At 57.1% G+C, this 23,909-nt stretch carries 23 protein-coding genes and 2 tRNA genes; 7 read left to right on the forward strand and 18 right to left on the reverse strand.

What is annotated here, in order from left to right:
- The 15 genes from G5149_RS19875 to ruvA all read right to left on the reverse strand — a co-directional run bounded on the left by G5149_RS19875 (nucleotide 1) and on the right by ruvA (nucleotide 11,789).
- Nucleotides 1–72 (reverse strand) — tRNA-Val (locus tag G5149_RS19875).
- Nucleotides 73–103: 31 nt separating this feature from the next.
- Nucleotides 104–179 (reverse strand) — tRNA-Lys (locus tag G5149_RS19880).
- Nucleotides 180–353: 174 nt separating this feature from the next.
- Nucleotides 354–1,157: a tol-pal system protein YbgF gene (ybgF, locus tag G5149_RS19885; protein ID WP_337073799.1), complete on the reverse strand. Its 804-nt coding sequence runs from the start codon at nucleotides 1,155–1,157 to the stop codon at nucleotides 354–356.
- Nucleotides 1,158–1,315: 158 nt separating this feature from the next.
- Entirely contained in the window at nucleotides 1,316–1,840 is a 525-nt protein-coding gene (pal, locus tag G5149_RS19890) for a peptidoglycan-associated lipoprotein Pal (protein ID WP_005313284.1), read from the reverse strand.
- 49 nt (nucleotides 1,841–1,889) lie between these two features.
- On the reverse strand, nucleotides 1,890–3,215 hold the full coding sequence (gene tolB, locus G5149_RS19895; RefSeq protein ID WP_005335728.1) for a Tol-Pal system beta propeller repeat protein TolB: 1,326 nt from the start codon (nucleotides 3,213–3,215) through the stop codon (nucleotides 1,890–1,892).
- Between the two features lie 95 nt (nucleotides 3,216–3,310).
- A complete protein-coding gene (gene tolA, locus G5149_RS19900; protein WP_421213464.1) occupies nucleotides 3,311–4,444 on the reverse strand; it encodes a cell envelope integrity protein TolA in 1,134 nt (377 codons plus the stop codon).
- Nucleotides 4,445–4,449: 5 nt separating this feature from the next.
- Nucleotides 4,450–4,896, reverse strand: a complete 447-nt coding sequence (gene tolR / locus G5149_RS19905; RefSeq protein ID WP_005335733.1) for a protein TolR — start codon at nucleotides 4,894–4,896, stop codon at nucleotides 4,450–4,452.
- On the reverse strand, nucleotides 4,896–5,573 hold the full coding sequence (tolQ, locus tag G5149_RS19910; RefSeq protein WP_216954450.1) for a protein TolQ: 678 nt from the start codon (nucleotides 5,571–5,573) through the stop codon (nucleotides 4,896–4,898). The genes tolR and tolQ overlap by 1 nt, the downstream gene beginning before the upstream one ends.
- Nucleotide 5,574: 1 nt before the next feature.
- On the reverse strand, nucleotides 5,575–5,982 hold the full coding sequence (gene ybgC, locus G5149_RS19915; RefSeq protein ID WP_337073798.1) for a tol-pal system-associated acyl-CoA thioesterase: 408 nt from the start codon (nucleotides 5,980–5,982) through the stop codon (nucleotides 5,575–5,577).
- 105 nt (nucleotides 5,983–6,087) lie between these two features.
- Nucleotides 6,088–6,399, reverse strand: coding sequence for a cyd operon YbgE family protein (locus G5149_RS19920; protein ID WP_041202810.1), 312 nt, complete (start codon nucleotides 6,397–6,399; stop codon nucleotides 6,088–6,090).
- Entirely contained in the window at nucleotides 6,386–6,502 is a 117-nt protein-coding gene (cydX, locus tag G5149_RS19925; protein WP_005304933.1) for a cytochrome bd-I oxidase subunit CydX, read from the reverse strand. Before cydX ends, G5149_RS19920 begins: the two co-directional genes overlap by 14 nt.
- A 14-nt stretch (nucleotides 6,503–6,516) precedes the next feature.
- Complete coding sequence (gene cydB / locus G5149_RS19930; protein WP_033113517.1) at nucleotides 6,517–7,653, reverse strand: cytochrome d ubiquinol oxidase subunit II; 1,137 nt, start codon at nucleotides 7,651–7,653, stop codon at nucleotides 6,517–6,519.
- A gap of 11 nt (nucleotides 7,654–7,664) precedes the next feature.
- Nucleotides 7,665–9,221: a cytochrome ubiquinol oxidase subunit I gene (locus G5149_RS19935; protein ID WP_005343211.1), complete on the reverse strand. Its 1,557-nt coding sequence runs from the start codon at nucleotides 9,219–9,221 to the stop codon at nucleotides 7,665–7,667.
- A gap of 934 nt (nucleotides 9,222–10,155) precedes the next feature.
- Nucleotides 10,156–11,166 carry a Holliday junction branch migration DNA helicase RuvB gene (ruvB, locus tag G5149_RS19940; RefSeq protein WP_005335744.1) on the reverse strand — a complete coding sequence of 337 codons (1,011 nt, stop codon included), beginning with the start codon at nucleotides 11,164–11,166 and terminating at the stop codon, nucleotides 10,156–10,158.
- Nucleotides 11,167–11,174: 8 nt separating this feature from the next.
- Nucleotides 11,175–11,789, reverse strand: a complete 615-nt coding sequence (ruvA, locus tag G5149_RS19945; RefSeq protein ID WP_216979491.1) for a Holliday junction branch migration protein RuvA — start codon at nucleotides 11,787–11,789, stop codon at nucleotides 11,175–11,177.
- 258 nt (nucleotides 11,790–12,047) lie between these two features.
- Here ruvA and G5149_RS19950 point away from each other — a divergent pair, with 258 nt between their 5' ends.
- On the forward strand, nucleotides 12,048–14,057 hold the full coding sequence (locus tag G5149_RS19950) for a methyl-accepting chemotaxis protein (protein ID WP_216979492.1): 2,010 nt from the start codon (nucleotides 12,048–12,050) through the stop codon (nucleotides 14,055–14,057).
- A gap of 132 nt (nucleotides 14,058–14,189) precedes the next feature.
- Here G5149_RS19950 and lysE read toward each other — a convergent pair whose 3' ends face one another.
- Both lysE and G5149_RS19960 read right to left on the reverse strand, forming a co-directional pair.
- Nucleotides 14,190–14,801, reverse strand: a complete 612-nt coding sequence (gene lysE / locus G5149_RS19955; RefSeq protein ID WP_005343206.1) for an L-lysine exporter — start codon at nucleotides 14,799–14,801, stop codon at nucleotides 14,190–14,192.
- A gap of 194 nt (nucleotides 14,802–14,995) precedes the next feature.
- Nucleotides 14,996–15,778, reverse strand: a complete 783-nt coding sequence (locus G5149_RS19960; protein ID WP_005343205.1) for a LuxR family transcriptional regulator — start codon at nucleotides 15,776–15,778, stop codon at nucleotides 14,996–14,998.
- A gap of 62 nt (nucleotides 15,779–15,840) precedes the next feature.
- Here G5149_RS19960 and G5149_RS19965 point away from each other — a divergent pair, with 62 nt between their 5' ends.
- The 6 genes from G5149_RS19965 (at nucleotide 15,841) to G5149_RS19990 (ending at nucleotide 23,384) form a co-directional block, all read left to right on the forward strand.
- Complete coding sequence (locus tag G5149_RS19965; RefSeq protein ID WP_236347198.1) at nucleotides 15,841–16,491, forward strand: acyl-homoserine-lactone synthase; 651 nt, start codon at nucleotides 15,841–15,843, stop codon at nucleotides 16,489–16,491.
- Between the two features lie 199 nt (nucleotides 16,492–16,690).
- Nucleotides 16,691–17,590 (forward strand): LysR family transcriptional regulator ArgP, encoded by a 900-nt coding sequence (locus G5149_RS19970; RefSeq protein ID WP_337073795.1) that lies wholly within the window; start codon nucleotides 16,691–16,693, stop codon nucleotides 17,588–17,590.
- A gap of 99 nt (nucleotides 17,591–17,689) precedes the next feature.
- Nucleotides 17,690–19,726 (forward strand): exoribonuclease II, encoded by a 2,037-nt coding sequence (locus tag G5149_RS19975; protein ID WP_337073794.1) that lies wholly within the window; start codon nucleotides 17,690–17,692, stop codon nucleotides 19,724–19,726.
- Between the two features lie 253 nt (nucleotides 19,727–19,979).
- Complete coding sequence (locus G5149_RS19980) at nucleotides 19,980–21,620, forward strand: sensor domain-containing diguanylate cyclase (protein WP_216979496.1); 1,641 nt, start codon at nucleotides 19,980–19,982, stop codon at nucleotides 21,618–21,620.
- A gap of 4 nt (nucleotides 21,621–21,624) precedes the next feature.
- On the forward strand, nucleotides 21,625–22,728 hold the full coding sequence (locus tag G5149_RS19985; RefSeq protein WP_216979497.1) for an EAL and HDOD domain-containing protein: 1,104 nt from the start codon (nucleotides 21,625–21,627) through the stop codon (nucleotides 22,726–22,728).
- Nucleotides 22,729–22,793: 65 nt separating this feature from the next.
- Nucleotides 22,794–23,384 carry a beta-phosphoglucomutase family hydrolase gene (locus G5149_RS19990; RefSeq protein ID WP_337073793.1) on the forward strand — a complete coding sequence of 197 codons (591 nt, stop codon included), beginning with the start codon at nucleotides 22,794–22,796 and terminating at the stop codon, nucleotides 23,382–23,384.
- 131 nt (nucleotides 23,385–23,515) lie between these two features.
- Here G5149_RS19990 and hfq read toward each other — a convergent pair whose 3' ends face one another.
- Nucleotides 23,516–23,875, reverse strand: coding sequence for an RNA chaperone Hfq (gene hfq / locus G5149_RS19995; RefSeq protein ID WP_421213472.1), 360 nt, complete (start codon nucleotides 23,873–23,875; stop codon nucleotides 23,516–23,518).
- Nucleotides 23,876–23,909: the final 34 nt, after the last annotated feature.

The following is a 23,909-nucleotide window of genomic DNA, read 5'->3' on the forward strand; positions in this document are numbered from 1 at the left end:
GGTCGTTACTGGGATCGAACCAGTGACCCCCTCCTTGTAAGGGAGGTGCTCTCCCAGCTGAGCTAAACGACCTGGGAATTCTGTCTCCACCGAGTGGAGAAAATGGTGGGTCGTGCTGGATTCGAACCAGCGACCAATTGATTAAAAGTCAACTGCTCTACCGACTGAGCTAACGACCCTCACCACGACCAGTTCCGACTGCATTACTGCTTCGGCTCTGACGGCGGCCTATATTACGGATTTAAATTTCCGGTGCAACAGAAAATTCGTAATTTAAATCCGTTTGCTCACTGTGCGTACAAATGCAGGCTGTTTTTACAGTAGCGTTACGAAAACAGTGACATACAGCAATGTTACAGCTTGGCCAGACTCTGTTTGGCCAACTGGGCCGGCGAGGTGTTGGGATAGCCGTTGATCACCTGCTCATAGAAGGATTTGGCTTCCGCCTTCTTGCCATCCAGCTGTGCCAGCATACCCAGCTTCAGCAGCGCATCGGCTCGCTTGGGGGATTTGCTGTATTTGTTGGCCACGGTCGAAAACTGGGCCGAGGCACCGGCTCTGTCACCCTTGTTGAACAGCAACTGGCCGAGCCAGTAGTGTGCATTGGGAACATAGCCCGAATTGGGGTACTGCTTGATGAAGCCCTGGAAAGCCGGAATGGCTTTGTCGTAGTTCTTCTCTTTGAGCACCATGTTGACCGCTGCGTCGTAGGCCTGATTCTCATCCTGATTGGTTGAGTAATTGGCCGCAGCAGCCGGTGTAGCGGCAGCAGCAGGGGCCGCGGCGGCCGGTGCAGCCTGCTGGCTGCTGGCAACCTTGTCGAGCTCCTGATAGAGCTGACGCTGGCGCTCTTGCGACTGTTCCATCTGGTAGGTCTGCTGCTCCAGCTGCCCACGCAGCTCGGAAACCTCCCCTTGCAGGGAGTCGACCTGTTGCTGCAATTCAGCTTGCAGTCGCAGACGGGCATTGAGGGTGCGCTCCAGCAGGGCAACCCGATCTTCCAGGCTACCGGTGGGCACGATGGCGCCGTTGTTGCCACTAAGGACAACGCCACCACCCGAGTCACCGCCCAGATCGCTGACCGGTGCTGCAGCTTGCGCATTCAGAGCAACCATTACGGCCAGCGCAACGACAGCTTGCTTGTACACAGATTTCATTCGGATCAAACCTTAGCGTTTAGTACAGATAAAACGGCCAGCGCCATCGTCGCTCGCATATGCAGATTTCATTCGGATCAAACCTTGGCGTTTAGTGCAAATAAAACGGCCATCGAAATGGCCGCTTGCATATAAACGAACTTCGTTCGGTTTAAACCTTAGTAAACCAGAACCGCGCGGCGGTTTTTGGCAAAGGCATCCTCGGTGTGGGACAGATCCAGCGGCTTCTCTTCGCCATAGCTGACGATGGAGAGCTGCTCGGCCTGCACACCCAGAGTTTGCAGATACTTGGCAACAGCCTTGGCACGACGCTCGCCCAGGGCGATGTTGTACTCCGGAGTACCGCGCTCATCGGCGTGACCTTCGATCAGGACTTTCACGCTCGGGCGCTCGCGCAGGTAGCTGGCGTGGGCATCCAGCAGATCAGCGTACTGACCCTGGATATCGTAACCGTCGAACGGGAAGTAGATCACGTTGTCACGCTGCAGTGCTTCGAACTTCTGACGCATCTGCTCTTCCGGGGACAACATGCCGTTGGCGCCGCCGGTTTGTACACCGCCCATGCCGTCGGTCATACCTGATTCAGCGCCAGCGGCGTCGGAATCAGAAGAAGAACTACAAGCGGCCAGGGTGAACAGTGGCAGTGCGATGGCCAAACCCTTGAGCAGTTTATTGAGTTGCATGCTATTTCCTTAAACCTTTATAACAAAACAAAAAACAATTGGATTTTTATCAATTCAAGAAGGGCGACCAAGCTGGTGCACGAATTTCACCGCTACTGGTCGGAAGCACAGCCTTGAAGCGACCATCAGTCGACACCAACGCGAGACTCTTACGACCCTGATAGATGGTGGCATAAATGATCATGCTGCCATTGGGAGCCACACTTGGCGACTCATCCAGAGCACTCTGGGTAAGGACCAACAGGGCATTGTTTTCCATGTCCTGACGGGCAATACGATACTGTCCCTGAACACGGGTCACCATCACCATGATTTTGCCATCAGGAGTGATGGATGCCCCCTGGTTGGATTCACCTTCCCAAGTCATCCGGCGAGTCATACCAGTCGCCAAATTTACGCTATAAATCTGGGGTTTGCCACCACGTTCAGAGGTGAACAACAAATTTTGCCCGTCCGGCATCCAGGAGGGTTCAGTGTCGATCACACGGCTGGTTGTGACGCGGGTCAGCTGCTTGCTAGCGACATCAACCACATAGAGGTTCGGTGAACCATCTTTGGAGAGAACGATAGCCAGACGACGACCATCCGGAGACCACTCCGGCGCCCCGTTAATACCGCGGAAACTGGTGATCAGGCTGCGCTGCTGGGTGTAGATATCCTGCACGTAGATTTCGGACTTCTGGTTCTCGAAGCTCACGTAAGCCAGCTTGCTGCCATCCGGCGACCAGGCCGGAGACATCAACGGTTCGCGGGAGCGCAGCAGGGTCTTCTCGTTGTAACCGTCGTAGTCAGAAATGCGCAGCTGGTACGGGAACTGGGTACCCTGCTGTACGGAGACGTAAGCCAGACGGGTCAGGAAGGCACCGCGCTCGCCAGTCAAACGCTCATAGACGATGTCGGAGATACGGTGGGCAAACTGGCGCATCTGGGCACCCGGGATGGTCGCCATACGGCTATCCAGAATGTAACCGTTGCTCTCGCCACCTTGTGCCTTGGCCAGCTGGCCTTTCAGCACATCGACCAGCTCGAAGTTCACCTTGTAGGTGCCGTCACCGACTGCCGAAATGGAACCCACCACCACGGCTTCAACCCCTTGGGAGGCCCAGGGAGCGAAGTTGATCTCGCTGCTGCTGCTCGGGGTCTGCGGCATCTGGCCACGGGCCAGCGGCTTGAACTTGCCGCTGCGCATCAGGTCGTTGGAGACCACTTCCGCGATGTCCTGCGGCAACTGCCCGTTGCCTTCCCACTTGAAGGGGGCGACAGCGATGGGGCGTGCGCTATCAATACCGCCGGTGATGACGATGTCCAGGGCCGCCTGGGCACTCTGGCCCAGCAACAAACAGCCAACCAAAGCAAAAAATACTTTTCTGATCATGGCTTAAATACTCGGTTCCAATATAGATGAGAGGTTAAATTCCTTTCTCGGCGAGAGGTTGCCAACCAAAGGCAAGCAACCTCGTTTTATCACGCTTAGATACTCGGTTCTAACTTCAGATTAAATTCCTTCAACATCTCGAATGCCGCAGGATCCTTGGGCACTGGCAGTTGATTGGCTTTCAGAACAGCCGCCTTACCCGAACGACAGACCGCCGGGTCACCCTGGCCGTTATCTACCGATATAACAAAGCCACTGCTCGCAAGACGTACGCCGATAGTACATGTTTTGCCCCGCATGGTGGGATCCAAAATCATATACCGCTCAACAGTGGCCTTGATGAGCGCCGCATACTTGTCGACCTCACCTTGTGCCGCTGCAGAGGCAGCCTGGCTGCGGGCATTGGCTTCAGCCGCCAGCTGCTGCTGCATCATGGCTTCCATCTCTTTTTGCAGTCTGGCCTCCTCGGCCGCTTTGCGTTTGCGTTCTGCCGCGATCTTGGCCTGCTTCTCGGCTTCAGCCTTGGCTTTCTTCTCTGCGTCAGCTTTTGCCTTTTTGGCTGCCTCTTCCTTGGCCTTCTTCTCAGCCTCGGCTTTGGCTTTTTTCTCAGCCTCTGCCTTGGCTTTCTTCTCTGCCTCAGCTTTGGCCTTCTTGTCAGCTTCCGCTTTCTTGGCCTTGGCTTCTGCCGCCTTTGCCTTCTCTTCGGCCTCTTTCTTCTCTTGTTCCTTTTTCTTCTTCAGCGCCAACGCCTTGCTTTCGGCTTCCGCCGCTTTACGCTCGGCTTCGGCCTTCTTGGCCTTCTGTTCTTCCAGCTTGCGGGCTTCCTCGGCTTTTTGGGCCTTCTCTTCCGCCTGCTTCTGCTCGGCAACCTTCTTCTGCTTTTCGGCCTCGGCCTTGCGAGTCGCCTCTTCGGCCTGCTTGCGCTTGGTCTCGGCGATGCGAAGCTGCTCCTGTTTCTGAGCCAGCTCGCGCTTGGCGAGATCCGTGTCTTCCTTATCCTTCTCTTTCTCTACCTTCTGCGGCTTGGGCTGAGCTTTCTGCTGCTGGATCTGCTTGGCCTGCTCGTTGAGGAAGTTCTCATCAAGCATGACGGCATTGACGATCTGCCCCTTCGATTCGGGTCGTTTCGGTTTGCTGAAATCGAGCCCGACAAACAGGATGATGCCGATGATCAGGTGCAGCAGAAACGACGCGATGAGATAACCGGAAATACCACGCTTCACATCCATCTCCGTTAGTTCACCGGATCTGTCATCAGGCCAACCTGAGGCACGCCCGCATTCTTGAGGGCCACCATCAACAGGATCACCTCTTCGTAGCGCACGGCCTTGTCACCCGCGACCACCACGGGGGCATTCTGGTTGATCGCCAGATAGCCCATGGCTTTTTCGGTGATGTATTGCTGCATCGCCTCTGGCGTGCCACTTGGCACCGGCTCGTCATCGGCTTCGCCAGCCTTGATGACATACTCGCCTTCGGTATTGACGCTTACGATGAAGGGCGGCTTGGCATCTTCCGGCAACTGCTCGGACTCAGCCTGCGGCAGATCCACCTTGACCCCTTGCGTGATCACCGGCGTGACCGCCATAAAGATGATAAGCAGCACCAGCATGACGTCGATATAGGGAACCACGTTGATCTCGGCCACCTTCTTGCGCCGGATCCGCTGATAGGTTTGCATTACTGATCACCCTGCTGCTGAGCAATTTGACGGTTCAGAATGGTGGTGAACTCGTCCATGAAGTTGGCGTAGGCGTTCTCCAGCCGCTCGACCTTGTTGGAGAAGCGGTTGTAGAAGATTACCGCCGGGATAGCGGCAAACAGACCCATGGCGGTCGCAATCAGCGCTTCCGCGATACCCGGTGCCACCATCTGCAGGGTGGCCTGCTGCACCTGACCCAGGGCGATAAAGGCGTTCATGATCCCCCATACGGTACCGAACAGACCGATATAGGGGCTGATGGAGCCGATGGTCGCCAGCACCGGCAGGTTGGATTCCAGATCATCTACCGCGCGGGAGAGGGAGACGCGCATGGCGCGGTAGGTACCATCCATCACCGCATCCTGACCACGGGCACCGGCCTTGAGCAAGCGGGCATACTCCTTGAAGCCGGAGTAGAAGATATCTTCCATGCCTTCGATGTCATCGCGGCGGGAAGAGGACTCCTGATAGAGGCGATTGAGATCGACCCCTGACCAGAAGCGATCTTCAAACTGTTCCGATGCGAGATTGGCCGCCTTGATCGCCTTGGAACGCTGGATAATCAGCGCCCAGGAGACAATAGACATGCTCATCAGGGTGATCATGACCAGTTTTACCAACAGGCTGGCTTGCCAAAACAGGCCAATAAACGAAATTTCAGCGTGCACTTAACAGCACTCCCTTGATTTTTTCAGGTATAGCTACAGGTTTCATTTGCGGACGACTTACACAGGCTATCTGTACCAAAGCCTGGGTGACGAGTCGTCCATCAGCCGCCAGGATCTGCTGCGAAAAACGCAGGGATGCGCGTTTCACTTCAATCACTTGCGTTAATACATTCAATAGTTCATTAAAACGGGCCGCCGAGCGGAAATCGATCTCAGTTCGGCTCACCACGAAGGCATATCCCTCCTGCAGCCAGACGTCCTGTTCGACCCCTTTGGCACGAAGAAACTCGGTGCGAGCACGTTCCATAAACTTGAGATAATTGGCGTTGTAGACGATGCCCCCGGCGTCGGTGTCTTCGTAGTAGACACGCACCGGAAACTCAAAGACTTCCCCCATAACAATCTGTGATCCATTCGACAGTCAGATGGGGGGCTATCATAGCGCAGGGCTGAATAGGAAAGAAGCAGGGGGAGGCAGGGAAATCCTGCCTCCCCCCGTTTTTTATGAAAGGAAATATGAATGTGTCAGCCAGAGGCCATACAACAAACTGGGCCAGGCGAGCCAGGGATTGAACAGCACACGTCCGGGCAGGCTTTTCAGATGAAAGCCAAGCCCGTTAAGTACGCCACAACAGACGGCCCACATCAGCCAGGGAGCAAGCCAGAGACCATGCTCGCTGGTGTTGGCCGCGATCAGATTGGGGGCCTGTAAAATAGCGACGGCCAACAAGGCCGCCGCGAGTAACATCAACCCCTGCCACGGCTGCCGCTCCAGTGGAGCGGCGAGCCTGGCGAGTCGATCACTTGTTTTCATCGATCTGACGATCCATGTTCTCGGTGTGTTCCAGCCACAGCGCATTGATGATGCCAAATGCACAGGCCAGCAACAGCCCCAGGATCCAGGTGAAATACCACATTGTCAGCGCACCTCTTAATAGAGAGATTGTTGGTTATCTTCGATGTGCTTGTTGGTTACCCGGCCAAACATCTTGATGTAAGTCCAGATGGTGTAACCCAGCACAATCGGTACGAAGACTGCTGCAGCCACGGTCATCACCTGCAAGGTGTTGAAGGAGGCGGTAGCATCCCACATGGTCAGGCTCAGTGACGGCTCAAGGCTTGAGGGCATCACAAACGGGAACATGGAGAAACCGGCAGTGAGGATGACCCCGGCAATCGCCAGCGAGGAGCTGGTAAACGCCAGCCAGCCGATGTTCATACGGGCAAACAGCGCAGTCAGCAGGCTCATGGCAAGACCCAGTACAGGGGCAGCCACCATCCACGGATAGAGGGTGTAGTTGTTCATCCAGGCGCCAGCCTGCAGGACAACTTCCTTGTTCATCGGGTTGGATACTGCGTCAGTCGCGGCAGCCTTGACGATGACATACCCTTCCATACCGCTTACCCACCAACCCGCGGCAGCAAACAGCACCAGGGTCACCAGTGAGCAGATCATGGCGGCAGTGCGGGAACGCGCCAGCACTTCACCATCGGTCTTCATCATCAACCAGGTTGCACCCTGGGTGAGCAGCATGAACAGGCTCACAAGACCAGCCAGAATGCCGAACGGGTTCAGCAGGCCAAAGAAGTTGCCGTGATAGGTCAACATCATGAACTGGTTAAACTCGAATGGAACGCCTTGCAACAGGTTGCCAAAGGCCACACCAAAGACGATGGGCGGTACGGCGCTACCGGCGAACAAGGCCCAGTCCCAGTTGCTGCGCCATTTGGCATCAGCACGCAGCGAGCGGTACTTGAAACCGACCGGACGCAGGAACAGCGCCATCAGCGTCAGGATCATCGCGATGTAGAAGCCGGAGAAGGTCGCGGCATACACCATCGGCCAGGCGGCGAACAAGGCACCACCGGCAGTGACCAGCCAAACCTGGTTACCTTCCCAGTGCGGCCCCATGGTGTTGAGCATCACGCGGCGCTCGACATCTTTCTTGCCGACGAACGGGAGCAGTGCGCCTACCCCCATGTCGAAGCCGTCAGTGATGGCAAAACCGATCAGCAGTACGCCGACCAGAGCCCACCAGATGACACGCAGAGTTTCGTAATCAAACATGGTCGCTCTCCTTATGCCTTGATCTGTTCAAAGTGATACTTGCCAGTCTTCAGGCTGCTGGGGCCAAGACGGGCATACTTGAACATCAGGTACATCTCGATAACCAGAAGTACGGTATAGAACAGGCAGATACCGATCAGAGAGAACCAGATCTCGGCTGCAGGCAAATTGGATGCAGAGAGGGAAGTCGGCAACACCTCTGCAATGGTCCACGGTTGGCGACCATATTCAGCAACAAACCAGCCAGCTTCGATCGCGATCCACGGCAACGGGATACCCCACAGCAGAGCCTTGAGCAGCCACTTGCGCTTGCCGATCTGATGACGGGCACTGTCATAGAAGGCCATACCAATCAGTACCAGCATCAGCATGCCGACGGCAACCATGATGCGGAAGGCGAAGAACAGCGGCAGTACCTGCGGGATGGAGTCATCCACAGCGGCCTTGATCTGCTCGTCGGTCGCATCGGTCACGTTGCTGGTGTAGCGCTTGAGCAGCAGACCGTAGCCCAGATCCTGCTTCACTTCGTCGAAGCGAGCACGGGTCTCGTCAGACTTGTCACCGGATTGCAGCTTGGTCAGCAGATCGTAAGCGGTCATACCGTTACGAACGCGCAGTTCGTGCTCGCTCTTCAGATCCTTCAGACCGGTGACCTGACCGTCCAGAGAACGGGTCGCGATAATACCAAGCGCATAAGGGATCTTGATGGCGTAGTCGGTGCGCATCTCTTCCTGATTCGGAATACCGAACAGGGTAAAGGCGGCCGGAGCAGGTTCAGTTTCCCATTCGGCTTCGATAGCGGCCAGTTTAACCTTCTGCACTTCACCGGTCTCGTAACCGGATTCGTCACCGAGGATCAGCACGGACACGATGGAAGCCATACCGAACGCGGCGGCAATGGCGAAGGAGCGACGGGCAAACGCCACATCACGATTCTTCAGCAGGTAGTAGGAGGAGATACCCAGCACAAACATGGCGCCACAGGTATAGCCAGCCGCCACAGTGTGGACGAACTTGACCTGGGCAACCGGGTTGAGCACCACGTCAGCGAAGCTCATCATCTCCATCCGCATGGATTCAAAGTTGAACTCGGCACCGACCGGGTTTTGCATCCAGCCGTTGGCAACCAGGATCCAGAGGGCGGAGAGGTTGGTACCCAGTGCCATCAACCAGGTGGCAGCCAGATGCTGATGCTTGCTCAGACGATCCCAACCAAAGAAGAACATACCGACGAAGGTGGACTCCAGGAAGAAGGCCATCAGCCCTTCAATGGCCAACGGAGCCCCGAAGATATCGCCGACATAATGGGAGTAATACGCCCAGTTCGTCCCGAACTGGAACTCCATGGCCAAGCCTGTGGTAACCCCCAGGGCAAAGTTGATACCAAACAACTTACCCCAGAATTTGGTCATATCCCGGTAGATGGTGTTGTTGGTCATCACATAGACGGATTCCATGATCGCCAGGAGAAAAGCCATTCCCAGCGTCAGGGGTACAAACAAAAAGTGATAAAGGGCCGTCGCAGCGAACTGGAACCGCGATAGGTCTACCACATGCTCAGCAATCATGATGTTTCCTCACCGATTATTGGCACGGCTATTTTAAGTTTTAAGGACAAAGCTTCCGTTGGGGGTTATCGAATGGGCCCCATTGAGACGCATCACAACAAAACACTTTCAGTAACCACCAATATTAACAACAAGGCAATACAGGAAAACAAATAAAGCTAATGTTTAACAATTACAAAACAATCAGCTTCAATTTATTCTCGCCCATTATGACCGGGTTTTTATATCACCTTTATTTGATTGAAATCAATGTAAAAGGACCCGAAATACATGGCTTTCAAAGCCATGTTTAATCTATTTCACGATTATTGAAGAGAGCCAGATCACAAAAGATGATAAAGCGTAAAATATTGATTTAAATCAATTTAAGAATTTAACATCCGGCTACCTCGTTTAATTTGAAAAGTGTCGATAACGCGCCTTTTTCCATGTTATCCGGGTCAGTCAATCTGATTCAAAAATCCAATTTAAAACTGCAAATAATGCATACTCATGCGAACCAATTTCATCAAGCAAGGCATTAGATAAACTAATTTGAAGGTTGCAATTTTTCTTGTTTGTCCAGGTCGATTCGAACTCCTACAATGCGCCTCGCAGTGAGGGCATCCCCTTGGATACAGGCCGGTTAATCCGGGTTCACGGTACGTATTCGACCATCAATTTGAACCTGTCTATTGGAATCGAAGATGAAAAAGTTTGTTGCTAAAACCATCCGTTACTACAAGCTTTCCTTTGTGCAGCTCTATCAACTGAACCGACTCTGAGAGCTCGCGACGGCTCACCTGTTTATTTTCCGGTCTGTGTCCAGACGCACTCACTGTCTGTGAACATCCATCCTGAATTGTCTTTGCCCACCGCATCCGCCGTGGGCTTTTTTTGGCCCGCATAACAAAAAACCGCCTTTGACGGCGGTTTCATGTTCAAACGACTGTTTTTACTTCTCATCTGGTCGCTGAAGACCGAAATGAGCGTAGGCTCGTGTGGTCGCAATCCGTCCTCTGGGTGTACGTTGCAGATACCCTTGCTGGATCAGATAAGGCTCCAGCACATCTTCGATAGTATCTTTCTCTTCCCCGATCGCGGCGGCCAGATTATCGAGACCCACCGGCCCCCCCATAAACTTGTCTATCACAGCCAACAATAACTTGCGGTCCATAAAATCAAACCCCTCGTTATCGACATCCAGCATATCCATGGCGCGAGCCGCGATGGGACCATCGATGCGGCCATCGGATTTCACCTGGGCAAAATCGCGCACCCGTCTTAACAAGCGGTTAGCAATCCGCGGAGTACCACGGGAGCGACGAGCGACCTCGATGGCTCCATCCTCTGTCATATCGAGTCCCAGACAACGGGCGCTGCGGGAGACGATATCGGTCAAGTCCTTGACGTTGTAGAACTCAAGACGCTGGACGATACCAAAACGATCTCGCAGCGGGCTGGTGAGTGAACCAGCCCGGGTGGTTGCGCCGATCAGGGTGAAGGGGGGCAAATCCAGCTTGATGGAGCGAGCCGCTGGCCCCTCTCCGATCATGATGTCGAGCTGGTAATCCTCCATTGCCGGATAGAGCACCTCCTCCACCACCGGGCTGAGACGGTGGATCTCGTCGATGAACAATACATCGTTCGGTTCAAGGTTGGTGAGCAATGCAGCCAGATCACCCGCTTTCTCCAGCACCGGGCCGGAAGTGGTCTTGATATTGACCCCCATCTCGTTGGCGACGATGTTGGCGAGGGTGGTCTTGCCCAGACCGGGCGGGCCGAAGATCAGCAGGTGATCAAGCGCTTCACCCCGCTGACGCGCCGCTTCGATAAAGATCTCCATCTGTTCGCAGACGGTATCCTGACCGGTGTAGTCAGCCAGCTTCTTGGGGCGGATGGCCCGATCAATAATGTCATCCTCACGGGCGGCACTGGCCGAGATGAGGCGGTCTGCTTCAATCATCAACTACCTCACACAAGGCTACGAAGAGATTCACGGATGATATCTTCCACCGACATACCCTCTTTGGCGATCTTGCTGACAATCTGGCTCGCCTGTTGCGGCTTGTAACCAAGGGCAACCAGCGCACTGGCTGCCTCTTCGGTCACACCCGGCGCCCGCAATTCAGGCTCACTGGCTGGCAATGTGACCATGGCGGGGGAGAAGAGATCATGGCTGACCCAGCCCTTTAGACGATCCTTCATCTCGACTACCAGCCGCTCGGCGGTCTTTTTGCCGACCCCCGGCAGTTTGACCAGGGAGCTTATCTCTTCACGTTCGACACTCAGCACAAACTGGGTAGCGGTCATACCGGAGAGAATAGCCAGTGCCAGTTTGGGGCCAACCCCATTGGTCTTGATCAGCTCGCGAAACAGCGCCCGCTCCTGTTTGTGGTTGAAACCATAGAGCAGTTGGGCATCTTCCCGCACCACAAAGTGAGTATGGATGGTCGCTTCCCTGCCGATCTCCGGCAAATCATAGAAGCAGCTCATCGGCATCTGCACCTCATAGCCAACCCCACCCACTTCCAGCAGGACCTCGGGGGGCTGCTTCTCAATGACAATGCCTCTCAAGCGACCAATCACGGCTCTCTCCTCACCAATACAGCTATTCGTAAATTGGCTCATAGCATAAAGAATAACTGGATAAGTATCCAGCACATGGCGGCAACCTCAGAGTAGCCAGAAAGCTTTTTCGCCAATTGGCTACCATGCTTGATCTGGTTCAGCCGGAGTGTACGGGATGTTTCTGCACCGGGCCGGACTCCGAACGGGCATGAACACTACACTAAACTCGTTCGGAACCGAAATTAATGCAATGCAGATACCAAGGAAGGCCATCATATGAAAATTGTTACCACCGCCAATCTGGGTCTTGCCATCTTGCTCGGCTGCACGCTGGGGATGGGAGCCGTGGGCTGGTATGGCAGCCAGCGGCTTGCCGATCTGCTCGCCTATGTGTTGGGAAGCGCCTGGCAGACCGCTGACGGGGCCATGGAGGGCTCCATCGAACTGGGCAATCAACAGTTACAGATTCAGAAGATGCAAAACGGCACCCCGCTCAATCGTGCCGAGCTTGATGCCGCCAAAGCGGCAACCGATGAGGCACTGGCTCGGGTCAGTCAGGGGCAGCTCATTGATGGCGCAGCCCTTTCGTCCATGGAGCAACAGAAGCAGGCCTATCAACAGCAACAAGAGAAGCTGTTGACGCTCTATCACGCCTACACAGAGGCGGATCAGGCCCTGCATCATAACGCCGACCTGATGGCCCGTCTCTCGACGCAGCTGGAGGAGATCGGCGATGGGGCGGTAGAGACGCTGACCCAATCCCCCGACCAGACCATCAGCTGGAACAGTGGCCTCTCTACCCGCTGGGAAGCGGCCGACGGGGGGATGGAGTCCAACATCGGCTTTTTGCGCCAGCTCTATGCGCTGGAGAAGATGCGCAGACAGGGGGTCACGGCGGCGATCAAGGCCGAGCTGAAAGAGGCGACCGATTTCTACCACGGAGCGATCGACAGCATGCTCGGCACCGGACTGTTCGATATCGAGGGCTCCGGGGAATTTGCTGGCAAGACACTGTCCGCAGAGTATCGCGCCCTGCTGACCCGACATCAGCAATTGATGGGGCAGTGGATCGAGGCGCTCGGCAACTATCAGGCCCAGCAGGCTCTCTATGAGGCCAGTGCCGACCAGCTGAAACAACAACTGGTTGCCATCGAGGCGAGCGGTGATGCCACCGTCGAGGATCAGGTCGTCCAACTCAACGGCATCATCAGCCAGACTCGCTCCCTGCTGCTGGGCGGCCTGTTGCTGAGCCTGCTCATGGTCACCCTCTGCGGCTTCTGGCTGACCCGCAAGCTGGTCACCCCGCTGCTGCAGGTGGATAAACGGATGCAGGATATCGCCGCCGGCGAGGGAGATCTCAACGCCCGCATCAACCTGCAACGGGATGACGAGATAGGCTCGCTTGCCAACAGCGTGGATCGCTTCATCGAGAAATTGCAGAAGATGATCAGCTCCACCATGGACAATAATCGGCACTTCAGCGAGCACGTCCACACCTCGGTCAACCGGGTGGAGGCGATCAGCCAGAGCAGCCGCCAGACTGCCGAACATGCGCTGGCCCTGCACCACGACAGCGAACAGATGGTACAGGTAGCGACCACCATATCGGACAACTGCAGCATGGCGGCCCACAATGCCAATGAGGTGCGCCAGCTGACCACCGAGAGCAGCCAGTATGTCGCCTCCGCCAGCGCGGGCATGCAGCGGGTGGTGCAGGAGGTGGGCGAGTGCGCCGTCGCCATCAACGCCCTCAAGGAGCAGGCAGGCCAGATTGGCCAGATCATCTCCACCATCAGCGGCATCTCGGAGCAGACCAACCTGCTGGCCCTCAATGCGGCTATCGAAGCAGCCCGCGCGGGGGAGATGGGACGTGGCTTTGCGGTGGTCGCTGACGAGGTGCGCACCCTGGCCAACCGCACCGCGGCCTCAAGCGCCGAAATTAGCCAGGTGATCAGCAGCATCCAGCAGCAGACCGAGAGCGCCTATCTGATGATGCAGCGCAACCTCAAGACGGTGGAGTCTGGCATGCAAGACTCCGAGAACACCAAGCAGATCCTGTTCAAGGTGGAAGGGGCCATCGACCAGCTGGCCGATATGGTGCAGCAGGTGGCCGTGGCCACCGGGCAACTGTCACACACCCTCAGCCACTCCTCCGACAAGGTCTCGGGGATCAGCCTGCAGGCCAGAACCGGCGAACAGGAGGCGCAGGAGTGCCTGTTGCTGGCCTCCTCTCTCCATCAGGCCAGCCTGCAGCAACAGCGCCTGCTCTCCCAGTTCCGGGTATAGCCTCTGTATCGAGAAGCTGTAAAAACACCAGTCCGTAGAACGGACTGGTGTTTGACACTCAATCGCACGGAGCCTACCCTCGCTATCCGCCAATGAGCGTCACCGACATCACCATGGATACAGTCTGGCGGACTAGCCTCCAAACGCCAGCTTGCCCGCCAGACTCAGCATGATGATGCCGACCAGCAGATCGATCCCCCGCTGTACCCCCCCTCTCGCCAGCCAGGGCGCCAATGCTGCAGCTCCCAGCGCAAGTGAGTAGAACCACACCAGCGAGGCGAGCATGGCACCGGCCGCAAAGGCCGGACGCAGGTGCTCGCTCACCTGACTGCCCAGCGAGCCGAGCAGCATCAGGGTATCGAGATAGACATGGGGATTGAGCAAGGTGACCCCTAGCGTCATGGCAAGTACACTTCTGGCTTTCATCCGTTGCGAAGCGTCGGCCAGTCCTCCCTCCTGCCCATACCACGCGCTGCGCAGGGAGCGCACACCAAACCAGCCGAGAAACAGTACGCCCCCCCAGGTGAGCAATATCATGCCGATCGGGCTGGCGGCCAGCAGATTGGCTCCGCCAAATACCCCTATGGCGATCAGAATGAGGTCGCAAAAGCTGCAGAGTGTGGCGCTCAGCAAATGATGGTTGCGATGGATACCCCTGCTCAGCACAAAGGCATTCTGGGCGCCGATAGGGATGATCATGGCAAGACCTATGGTGAAACCTTGCAGGGTCGTGGTCAGCAGCATCGAAAATTCCGTTCGAAATGATGAATGAACGGCACTATAGCGAGTCCGGCTCCTTCTTAGAAATTCATTGATTTACTGGTTCATTCATTTTGCTAATGATGAAGCGCTTCTATTAAATCCCGTGTCAATTACCGGATCTGACAATTGTGACCCTCAGACAGCAGCAGGAGAATCTGTGGTATCTGAGACTCGGACTACTGAAGCACTCTGGGGAAATTGGTGACCACCACCTGCTCCAGATTGGGCAGCAGCAAGCCGGTTCCCACCCCTTTGGCAATGGCCTGGTAGCGGTTCATGGAGCCGGTTTTGCGGGTGACCTGATTGAGATGGTAATTCACTGTGCGCTCCGTGATGCCGAGAATGCAGGCAATCTCGCTGGAGGTCTTTCCTTCACTGGCCCAGAACAGGCACTCTGTTTCGCGCTCGGTCAGGGGCTCTTTGCCCACACTGTCCATCATGCTGAAACGCACCACCCGGATCGCGGCATCGAAGATGTAGTTGGACATCCATGAGAGGATGGGCGACGACTCCAACAGCAGATCGCTCGAGGCGCGTTCCGAGGTAATGAAGGAGAGAATACCGTTCTCCCCGGCGGCACCGTGCAAGGGGAAGGAGATGCCGTTGCGCAGCCCGAACTCGGCTGCCAGCCCCATCACATCCATGCTTCCCTCTTGCAGAAAGCTTGCTCGCTCATCGAGGCGATTCCAGTAGATGGGCAAGGTCTGCTTGCGCGCCAGCTGGATCACCGGATCACATGCCAGCATGTTGTTTTCGGTATAGGCCTGCACCCAGGAGTCAGGGCAGTGATTGAACAGCACCACCTTGGGTCTTTGCATCGACATCGGCAGGATCAGCGCGAAGCGGTAGTAGTCGTAGCCCATCCCGAGCGTGAAGTGACCGATCAGCTCGGCCAGACGGTTGCCATCCGTCACCGAAGTGAAATGTTCGAGATACTCAAGCAGTTGGTCTCTTTTCATATGAAAGCCCCCTTGGCCAGACATGTGATTATAACGGCGAATAGCAAGACAGAGGGCCCATAATGTTGGTTTTCAAAGGAAAATTGAGAGAGCATCCACGAAATGAGGTAGAGGATGAACTCTATCGCTTTCGAAATCGCGTCTTTTCCGACCGGCTCGGCTGGGATGTAGAGTCCCATCGGGGACTTGAGCGTGACAGTTTTGATACGCCAGACACCCATTGGGTGCTGATCGAGGATAAGCAAGGGCTATGCGGCTGTATTCGCCTGCTCAACTGTGCCGATGCCTATATGCTGCCCACCATCTTCCCCACCGCCCTTGCCGGTGAAAGTGCACCGCGTACCCCCGATGTCTGGGAACTGACCCGTCTTGCCATCGATGCCAGCCGTGCTCCGCGGATGGTCAATGGCGTCAGCGAGCTCACCTGCGTCATCTTTCGCGAAGTCTATGCCTTCGCCCATGCTCACGGGATCCGTGAGCTGGTCGCTGTCGTCAGCCTGCCGGTAGAGCGCATCTTCCGCCGCCTCGGCCTGCCCATCGAGCGCCTCGGCCATCGCCAGGCGGTGGATCTGGGGGCCGTGCGCGGGGTGGGGATCCGCTTCCATCTGGATGAACGCTTCGCCCACGCCGTTGGCAAACCTCTGCTGGGCCACTATCAAACCAGCCACTCTCTACTGCAGCAACCATCACCGGCGCTGGCAACGCAGCCATAAAAAATCCCGGGAAAACAGACCCGGGATAAACAGATCGCTATGAGCCCGCAGGCTAACCCATGGGTCAGCGGGCAGTATCCTCCCTCAACAACCTGATCACTACTGTCAGAAATCACAGCGTAACGGCCCTGTCACCACCCATTGTTGTCCCCTGCCGAGTGACGTAGAGTCAGCCCAGAAGCAACGCAAGGGAGGGAAGATGAAAGAGCTGGACTACAAACTGCTGCGGGCACTGGATGCGGTATTGCAGGAGCAGAACTTCGAGCGGGCCGCCAAATCACTGCACATGACCCAGTCCGCCATCTCCCAGCGGATCAAACTACTGGAGCAACAGTTTGCCGAGCCGCTGCTCATCCGCAGCCAGCCGTTGCAGGCGACCCAGCTCGGCCAGAAGCTGCTGGCACACTATCGTCAGGTCCACCAGCTCGAGCTGGAACTGGCTGGTGAGCTGGCTCCCGCCACACCACAAGCCCCCATCCGGATCAGTATCGCCGTCAATGCCGACAGCCTGGCAACCTGGTTTTTGCCCGCCATCGCCCCCTTGCTGGAGCAGCATCCCATCGAACTCAACCTGCTGGTGGATGACGAGTGCCGCACCCTCGACAAGGTACGCGAGGGTCAGGCCTTTGGTGCGGTCAGCTTGCATCCCCAGCCACTGGCCGGTTGCTGCGTCGATGATCTGGGCGAAATGAACTATCTGCTTACCGCCAGCCCCGCGTTCGTGGCGCGCCACTTTCCCCACGGTCTGACCCGGGAGGCGCTGGCCAAGGCTCCGGCAGTGGCCTTCGATCAACGCGACGACATGCATGTCAGCTTCATGGCGAAACACTTCGGGCTAGAGCCCGGCGGTTATCCCTGCCACACGGTTCACTCGTCCGAGGCCTTTGTCGCCATGGCCGAACAGGGCCTGGCCTATTGTCTCATCCCCGAGTTGCAGATCAGAGGCCAGCTCGCTGGCGGGTCACTTCTCAACCTCAGTCCCAACCATGTTCTGACAGAACGCCTCTACTGGCACCGCTGGGTACTGGAAAAGGGGGTACACAAGCAGCTATCCCAACGTCTCATTGACCATGCCAGATCGCAGTTGAAACCACGCTGAGCAGGCCATTCACCTTGGCTTTGCAGGGCTAAAAACGTATAGTGCTGGGCGATCCTTCATCAGGTCTTCACCCAGGTTTTCACTTCAGGTTCCTCACTTATGTTCCAAGACAATCCGCTGCTGGCCCAGCTCAAGCAACAAATCCGCGAAAACATCCCCAAGAAAGAGGGTGTTATCCGCGCCTCCGATCGGGGCTTCGGCTTTCTGGAGGTCGATGAGAAGACCAGCTATTTCGTGCCACCTCCCTATATGAAGAAGGTGATGCACGGTGACCGGGTGAGCGCCCTGATCCGCACCGAAAAAGAGAAGGAAGTGGCCGAGCCGGATGCCCTGCTGGAGCAGTCCGTCACCCGCTTCGTGGCACGGGTCAAGATGTTCCGCGACCGTCTCAACGTGGTCGCCGACCACCCGCTGATCAAGGATGCCATCAAGGCCCGCGTCAAGAAGGGTCTGGACGAAAAAGAGTTCAAGGAAGGGGACTGGGTGGTCGCCACCCTCAAACGCCACGCACTGGTTGACGGCAACTTCTCTGCCGAGATCACCCAGAAGATCGCCGCTCAGGAAGATCACAACGTGCCTTGGTGGGTGGTGCTGGCGCGCCACAACCTGGCCCAGGTCGAACCAGCTGATCTGCCGGAGTGGAAGGTGATCGAAGAAGAGGAGCTGCCCCGTCGTGACCTGACCAAGGTGCCTTTTTTCACCATCGACGGTGCCAAGACCAAGGACATGGACGATGCGCTGGCCATCACCAAGCTGGACAACGGCTGGGAGCTGCTGGTCGCCATCGCCGACCCGACCGCCTATGTGGCCGAAGGGAGCGAGCTGGACAAGGAAGCCGCCCAGCGCGCCTTCACCATCTATATGCCGGGCCGCAACGTGCCGATGATCCCGCGCACCCTCTCCGACGAGCTCTGCTCCCTGAAAGAGGGCGAAGAGCGCAACACTCTATGTGCCCGTCTGCTGATCGCCGAAGATGGTCTGCTGCTGGAGGAGACCGAGTTCTTCGCCGCCCGCATCTGCTCCCACGCCCGCCTCAACTATGACGACGTCTCCGACTGGGCCGAGCATGGCAAAGAGCTGGATATCGACGCCGGCGTGCTGGCCCAGCTGCCGCTGATGAAGGCGATGACCGAGGCGCGCATCAAGTGGCGCACCGAGCATGCACTGGTATTCCCGGATCGTCCCGACTACGACTTCGAGCTGGGCGAGAATGGCGAAGTGCTGGCCATCCACGTCGAGCCACGCCGCATCGCCAACCGCATGGTGGAAGAGTCGATGATCGCCGCCAACATCTGCGCCGGTCGCGTACTGGGCAAGAGCGTCGGCTACGGCATCTTCAACGTCCACACAGGCTTTGACGAAGAGTCCCTCGACGGCGCCATCGACCTGCTGAAAAGCGCCGAGGCCCCGTTCGAACGTGACGAGATCGCCAGCCTCTCCGGCTTCTGCGCCCTGCGCCGCTGGATCGACAACCTCGATACCCGCTGGCTGGATGGCAAGATCCGCCGCTTCCAGAGCTATGCACTGATGTCCTCCGAGCCGGGCGCACATTACGGCCTGGGTCTGGATGCCTACGCCACCTGGACCTCACCTATTCGAAAATACGGCGATATGGTCAACCATCGTCTGCTCAAAGCGGTCATCGCGGGCAAAACCCCGGGCGAGCGCCCGAGCACCGAGCTCACCGAGCACCTGACCGCCTGCCGCCGCCTGCACCGCATGGTGGAGCGCGACATCGGCGACTGGCTCTATGTCCGCTACCTCAAGGCCGATGCTGGCACCGACAAGGTGTTCAACGCCGAGATCATCGACGTGATGCGTGCTGGCCTCAAGCTGCGTCTGCAGGAGAACGGCGCCGTGGTCTTCATGCCTGCCCGTCATATCCTCGACAACAAGGATCGGCTGGAGTGCAACTGGGACAACGGTCGCGTCTATCTGGACAAGACCGAGGTGGTCTACGAGCTCGGTCAGATCATTGAGGTCAAGCTGACCGAAGCGGTGGAAGAGACCCGCTCCCTCATTGCCAAGCCGGCGGTGGAGCTGGTGCCGGGTCCGGCACCGGAAGCCCCGTTGGCAGAGAGCACGTCAGCCGATAGCAGTGAAACGCCAGCGCAGCCAGCCTCCCAGGCTGAGTAAGCCACGCAGAGTCATCGAATCTGCCCGAGAGCCCGCCATCGTGCGGGCTCTTTTTTGCTCCACATCTGCCATGCACGCTGCTACAGGTGGCGCAACTACGCACAGTTTTCGCCATAATTGGCAATAAAAGCAGTGAATGTTTCCACACATAACCTGGAATGCAACCAATATGTGCGACACATCTCCTTTCTGACATATTAATCAAAGAGAAATATGTTTATACTCGCTTGGGTACAATCCAAGGGATACTGGTATGCAGGAATGGGACCCGGAACACTTCACCAACTTCGCTCAGTTATGCGAAGTGAGCCTCGCCACCATCCGTGAAAAGACCGATGCAGAACGCCTTTACCTCTGGCTGAGAGCTCCTGAAGCACAGCTCTACAGTTTTCAGCTGGATCAGGGCGTGATCGAACTGGATCTAGCCCAGCTAGAACAGCTAACACTACCCCACCACCTGATCGACAAGGCAATGGACAAGGGACAACTGGTGATCGAGCAGCTCCAGCCACCGCCAGATCCTGGCGAAAATGTGGAGCCCGCCCAGCCACAGCTACGCGCCTGTTTCCCTCTCAAACGTCACATGAAACTGGAAGGGGTCATCTATCTGGAGACCCGCCGCCGCATAGACCGCCTCTCCTCCCACCAGCGCCAGGGCATCCAGCTACTTATTCACTATCTGACTGCCGAGCTCAGCAATCACCTGCTCTCCAGTCAGGTCAATCAGGAGCGGGACCAGCGGCTCCATACCCAGACCGATCTGGTACAGAGTCAGGCACTGCAGGGCTCCTTCCTCACCATGTTGCAGGCGCTGCACATGGTCAGCGTCACCCTCTCCCGCTGTCGCAGCGAGAACGATCTGCTGCGGGACGCCGTGCTGCTGGCCCGCAAGGAGCTGCAGTTCGATCGGGTCGCCATCTTCCTGATCGAACCCGATGGCAAAACCATGCGCGGCACCTGGGGCACCAGTGAAGAGGGAGAGCTGGTAGACGAACACGACTTTGTCAGTCCTATCCCGGATCACCCCACGGTGCAGGAGGCGCTCAAGCGCAAGGATTACGTGCTGGTGCTGGAAGATACCCCTCTCTACTACGAGAAACAGCAGGTGGGACAGGGCTGGAACGCCATGGTATCGCTCTGGGATGGCGCCATCCCCATCGGCTGGATCGCCGCCGACAACCTGCTGTGGCACCGCCCGCTCAAAGCCTATCAGAGCGAGATCTTCAAACAGTACGCCGCCATCCTGTCACAGTTGTTGATCCGCCAGCGCACTCAGGAGCAGCTGGAGCAGCTCAACCGCCAGCTGGAAGCCCGGGTCGCCGAACGCACGATACAACTGGCCGAAACCAATAGGGCGCTGGAAGAGGCCAATCACCGCCTCTCCCTGCTCTCGCTGGAAGATCCTCTGACTGGTATCGCCAACCGGCGCCAGTGGGACATCACCATGCAACGGGAGTGGGAGTGGGCACGGCGCACCCAGAATCCGCTGGCGGTATTGATGATCGATGTCGACGACTTCAAGGCCTATAACGATCACTTCGGTCATACCAAGGGGGATGAGTGCCTGCAGCAGGTAGCCCGCGTACTGCGGGAGGCCGAGCGACGCTCTACCAATCTGGTGGCTCGTTATGGCGGAGAAGAGTTCGTCATCCTGCTTTGCGCCCCACAACCCGGTGAAGCCGAGCAACTGGCCGAGAGGATCCATGCCGGACTGGCGCAATTAAAACTGCCCCATCCCGCCTCGCGGGTTGCTGATTTCATTACGGTTAGCATAGGCTTTAGCTATCTGGTCCCCTCCCTGGACGAGGCGTGGCAGAGTCTGACCGAACAGGCCGATCAGGCGCTCTACCACGCCAAGTCTCAAGGACGGGCACGCACTCTGGCCTATCGGTGATCCCATGCTGTTGCGTCGTTATCCCATTTTCAATCGCCGCCTGGCCCTGGTGGCCTACGGTATCGATTATCTGCTTGGCTCACCGGACGAGTGGCCCTCACTGGCACAGCATTGCCGCCTGCTGGCACAAGGGCGCCAATATCTGGTGCCTTTCACCCACGAGCAGCTCGATGAACAGCGCCCCCTGCTGTTTGATCAGGATGCGATCCCGCTGGTAGAGGCTTCCAGCGAACGGCTGCCCGCCTCCTTTCCGGTGTTGGAACAATGGCGAGACAGTCGACGCCGGCTTGCTGTACATGGGGTCAGTCGTGAGCCACGCTGGCTCGGTGCCAGCCGTCTGCTGGTATTCTGGATGGGGGAAGAGGGGATCTGCCAGCCCACCGAACACAAGCGGATGGCCCTCGATATCGAAACCTGGGAAGATTTTCTCCCGCTGCGAGAGGCCGGAGTCGACTTCTTTGCCGGTGGTTTTCTCGCCCGCCCCGAGCTGGTCAATCAACGTGCCACCCAGCCCGACATGGCACTTGTGCAGCAGATCCTTCAACTTATCTGCCACGAGGAGTTCTCCTTTGCCCAAGTGGCTCGCCTGCTGGAGCAGGATGCCTTGCTCCCGGGCCAGCTACTCACCTATGTCAACGCGCCCGGCTTCGATCATGCAGCCCCTATCACCTCGGTTTCCCGCGCCCTCTCCTATCTGGGAGAGCAGGAGATCCGCAAGTTTGTGCTGATCAACGGCCTGGCCCGGGTGAGCCAGCATATGCCGGAGGCCTCTACCCGAATGGCCATCGCTCGCGGCCGCTTCTGCGAACTTATCGCCCTCACCGCCCTCGACAAACGCGAAGCAAGCTGGGCTTTTCTGGTAGGGCTGGTACTCGATGGTTCCCTGCTATCAGAGTCGCTGAAGGCCCACCTGCCCAACAACGTAAAGCGAGCCATCGAGCGGCACGAAGGGCCGCTGTTCCACCTGTTCCAGCTGGTCAGGACCTATGAACAGGGCAACTGGGCTCTGCTGGAGCAGCTGGCACCGAAATACCAGCTCGACCCGACCAGGCTCACCCCCGTCTATTTTCAGGCGCAAATGTGGGGGCAAGCGTTTCTCACCAGCTAGGTGATGGCAGGCCGGGGAGGCTCTGGCTAGAATGGGCTCCCTTTTTTCAGAGACTGACCCGCACCATGACACTTTCCGGATTCCAAGGCCTGATCTTTGACCTGGATGGCACCCTGGTCGACTCCATGCCGCTGCATCTCGCCGCCTGGGAACACACCGCCCGTGAATTTGGTTTTCGCTTCGATGCCGACTGGTTCTATGAACTGGGCGGTATGCCGAGCCGCAAGATCGCCCTGCTGGTGACACAGGAGCAGCAGATCCCCCTCGACCCGCTCGAAGTGACCCGCTGCAAGACTGCCCACTATGTGGCCAACCTGCACAAGGCGACCGTGTTTCCCGCCATGCAGACACTGGTCGAACGCTATCAAGGTGTCATTCCGATGGGGATCGGTACAGGTTCTCCTCGCATCAACGCCGAAGCGGTGCTGCGCAATACCGGGCTGGATCGCTACTTTAAGGTGGTGGTCACGGCCGACGATGTTGAGCAGCACAAACCCAATCCCGATACCTTCCTGCTGGTTGCCAGCAAGCTGGGGGTCAAGCCGTCAGGCTGTCTGGTGTTTGAAGATACCGGTATCGGTGTACAGGCTGGAGAAGCGGCGGGTATGCAGACCTGCATGGTCAAAGCAGGTAAGCCGATCGGCATAGCGATGTAGTGCAGAAGAATATCGCCCAACAAGGGGCGATAACCGGAGCTGGATCTCATACGGGACAGGGTTGAGAATGAGAGCCAGCTCCGTCAGTCGCTGACGCTGGACGCGTCGGCGCAGAGGGTCGGAAAGAACGATTACTCGTTGTTGCCACCGCCCTGATTGTCATCATAGCGGCCCGGCGCACCATGGGGGCGCGGCGCCATGGATACTCGCGGCTTGCGGGCACGCTGGATGTTCACTTGCGAACGGCCGGTGTGCATGGCGATGGTAGAGATCTTGGCTTTGTAGACCAGTTGCTGGTTGCCGTGTGCATCGGTCAACAGCACACTGTACTGATCAAAACCGCTGATAGTGCCTTCCAGCTTGATGCCGCTCACCAGAAAAATGGCGACCTGACTGCGGTTCTTGCGCAACCAGTTGAGGGCAGAATCTTGCCCGTTCCCGAGGGAGAAGGCTTGCTCAATCGTGGAGTAGCTGGGGGATTCAGTTGTCATAAATTATTGTCCCGCGGAAAAAAAGTGGCGTTTG

Source organism: Aeromonas sp. 600479, from assembly GCF_049175515.1.
In the GTDB taxonomy this organism is placed as follows: Bacteria; Pseudomonadota; Gammaproteobacteria; order Enterobacterales; family Aeromonadaceae; genus Aeromonas; species Aeromonas veronii_A.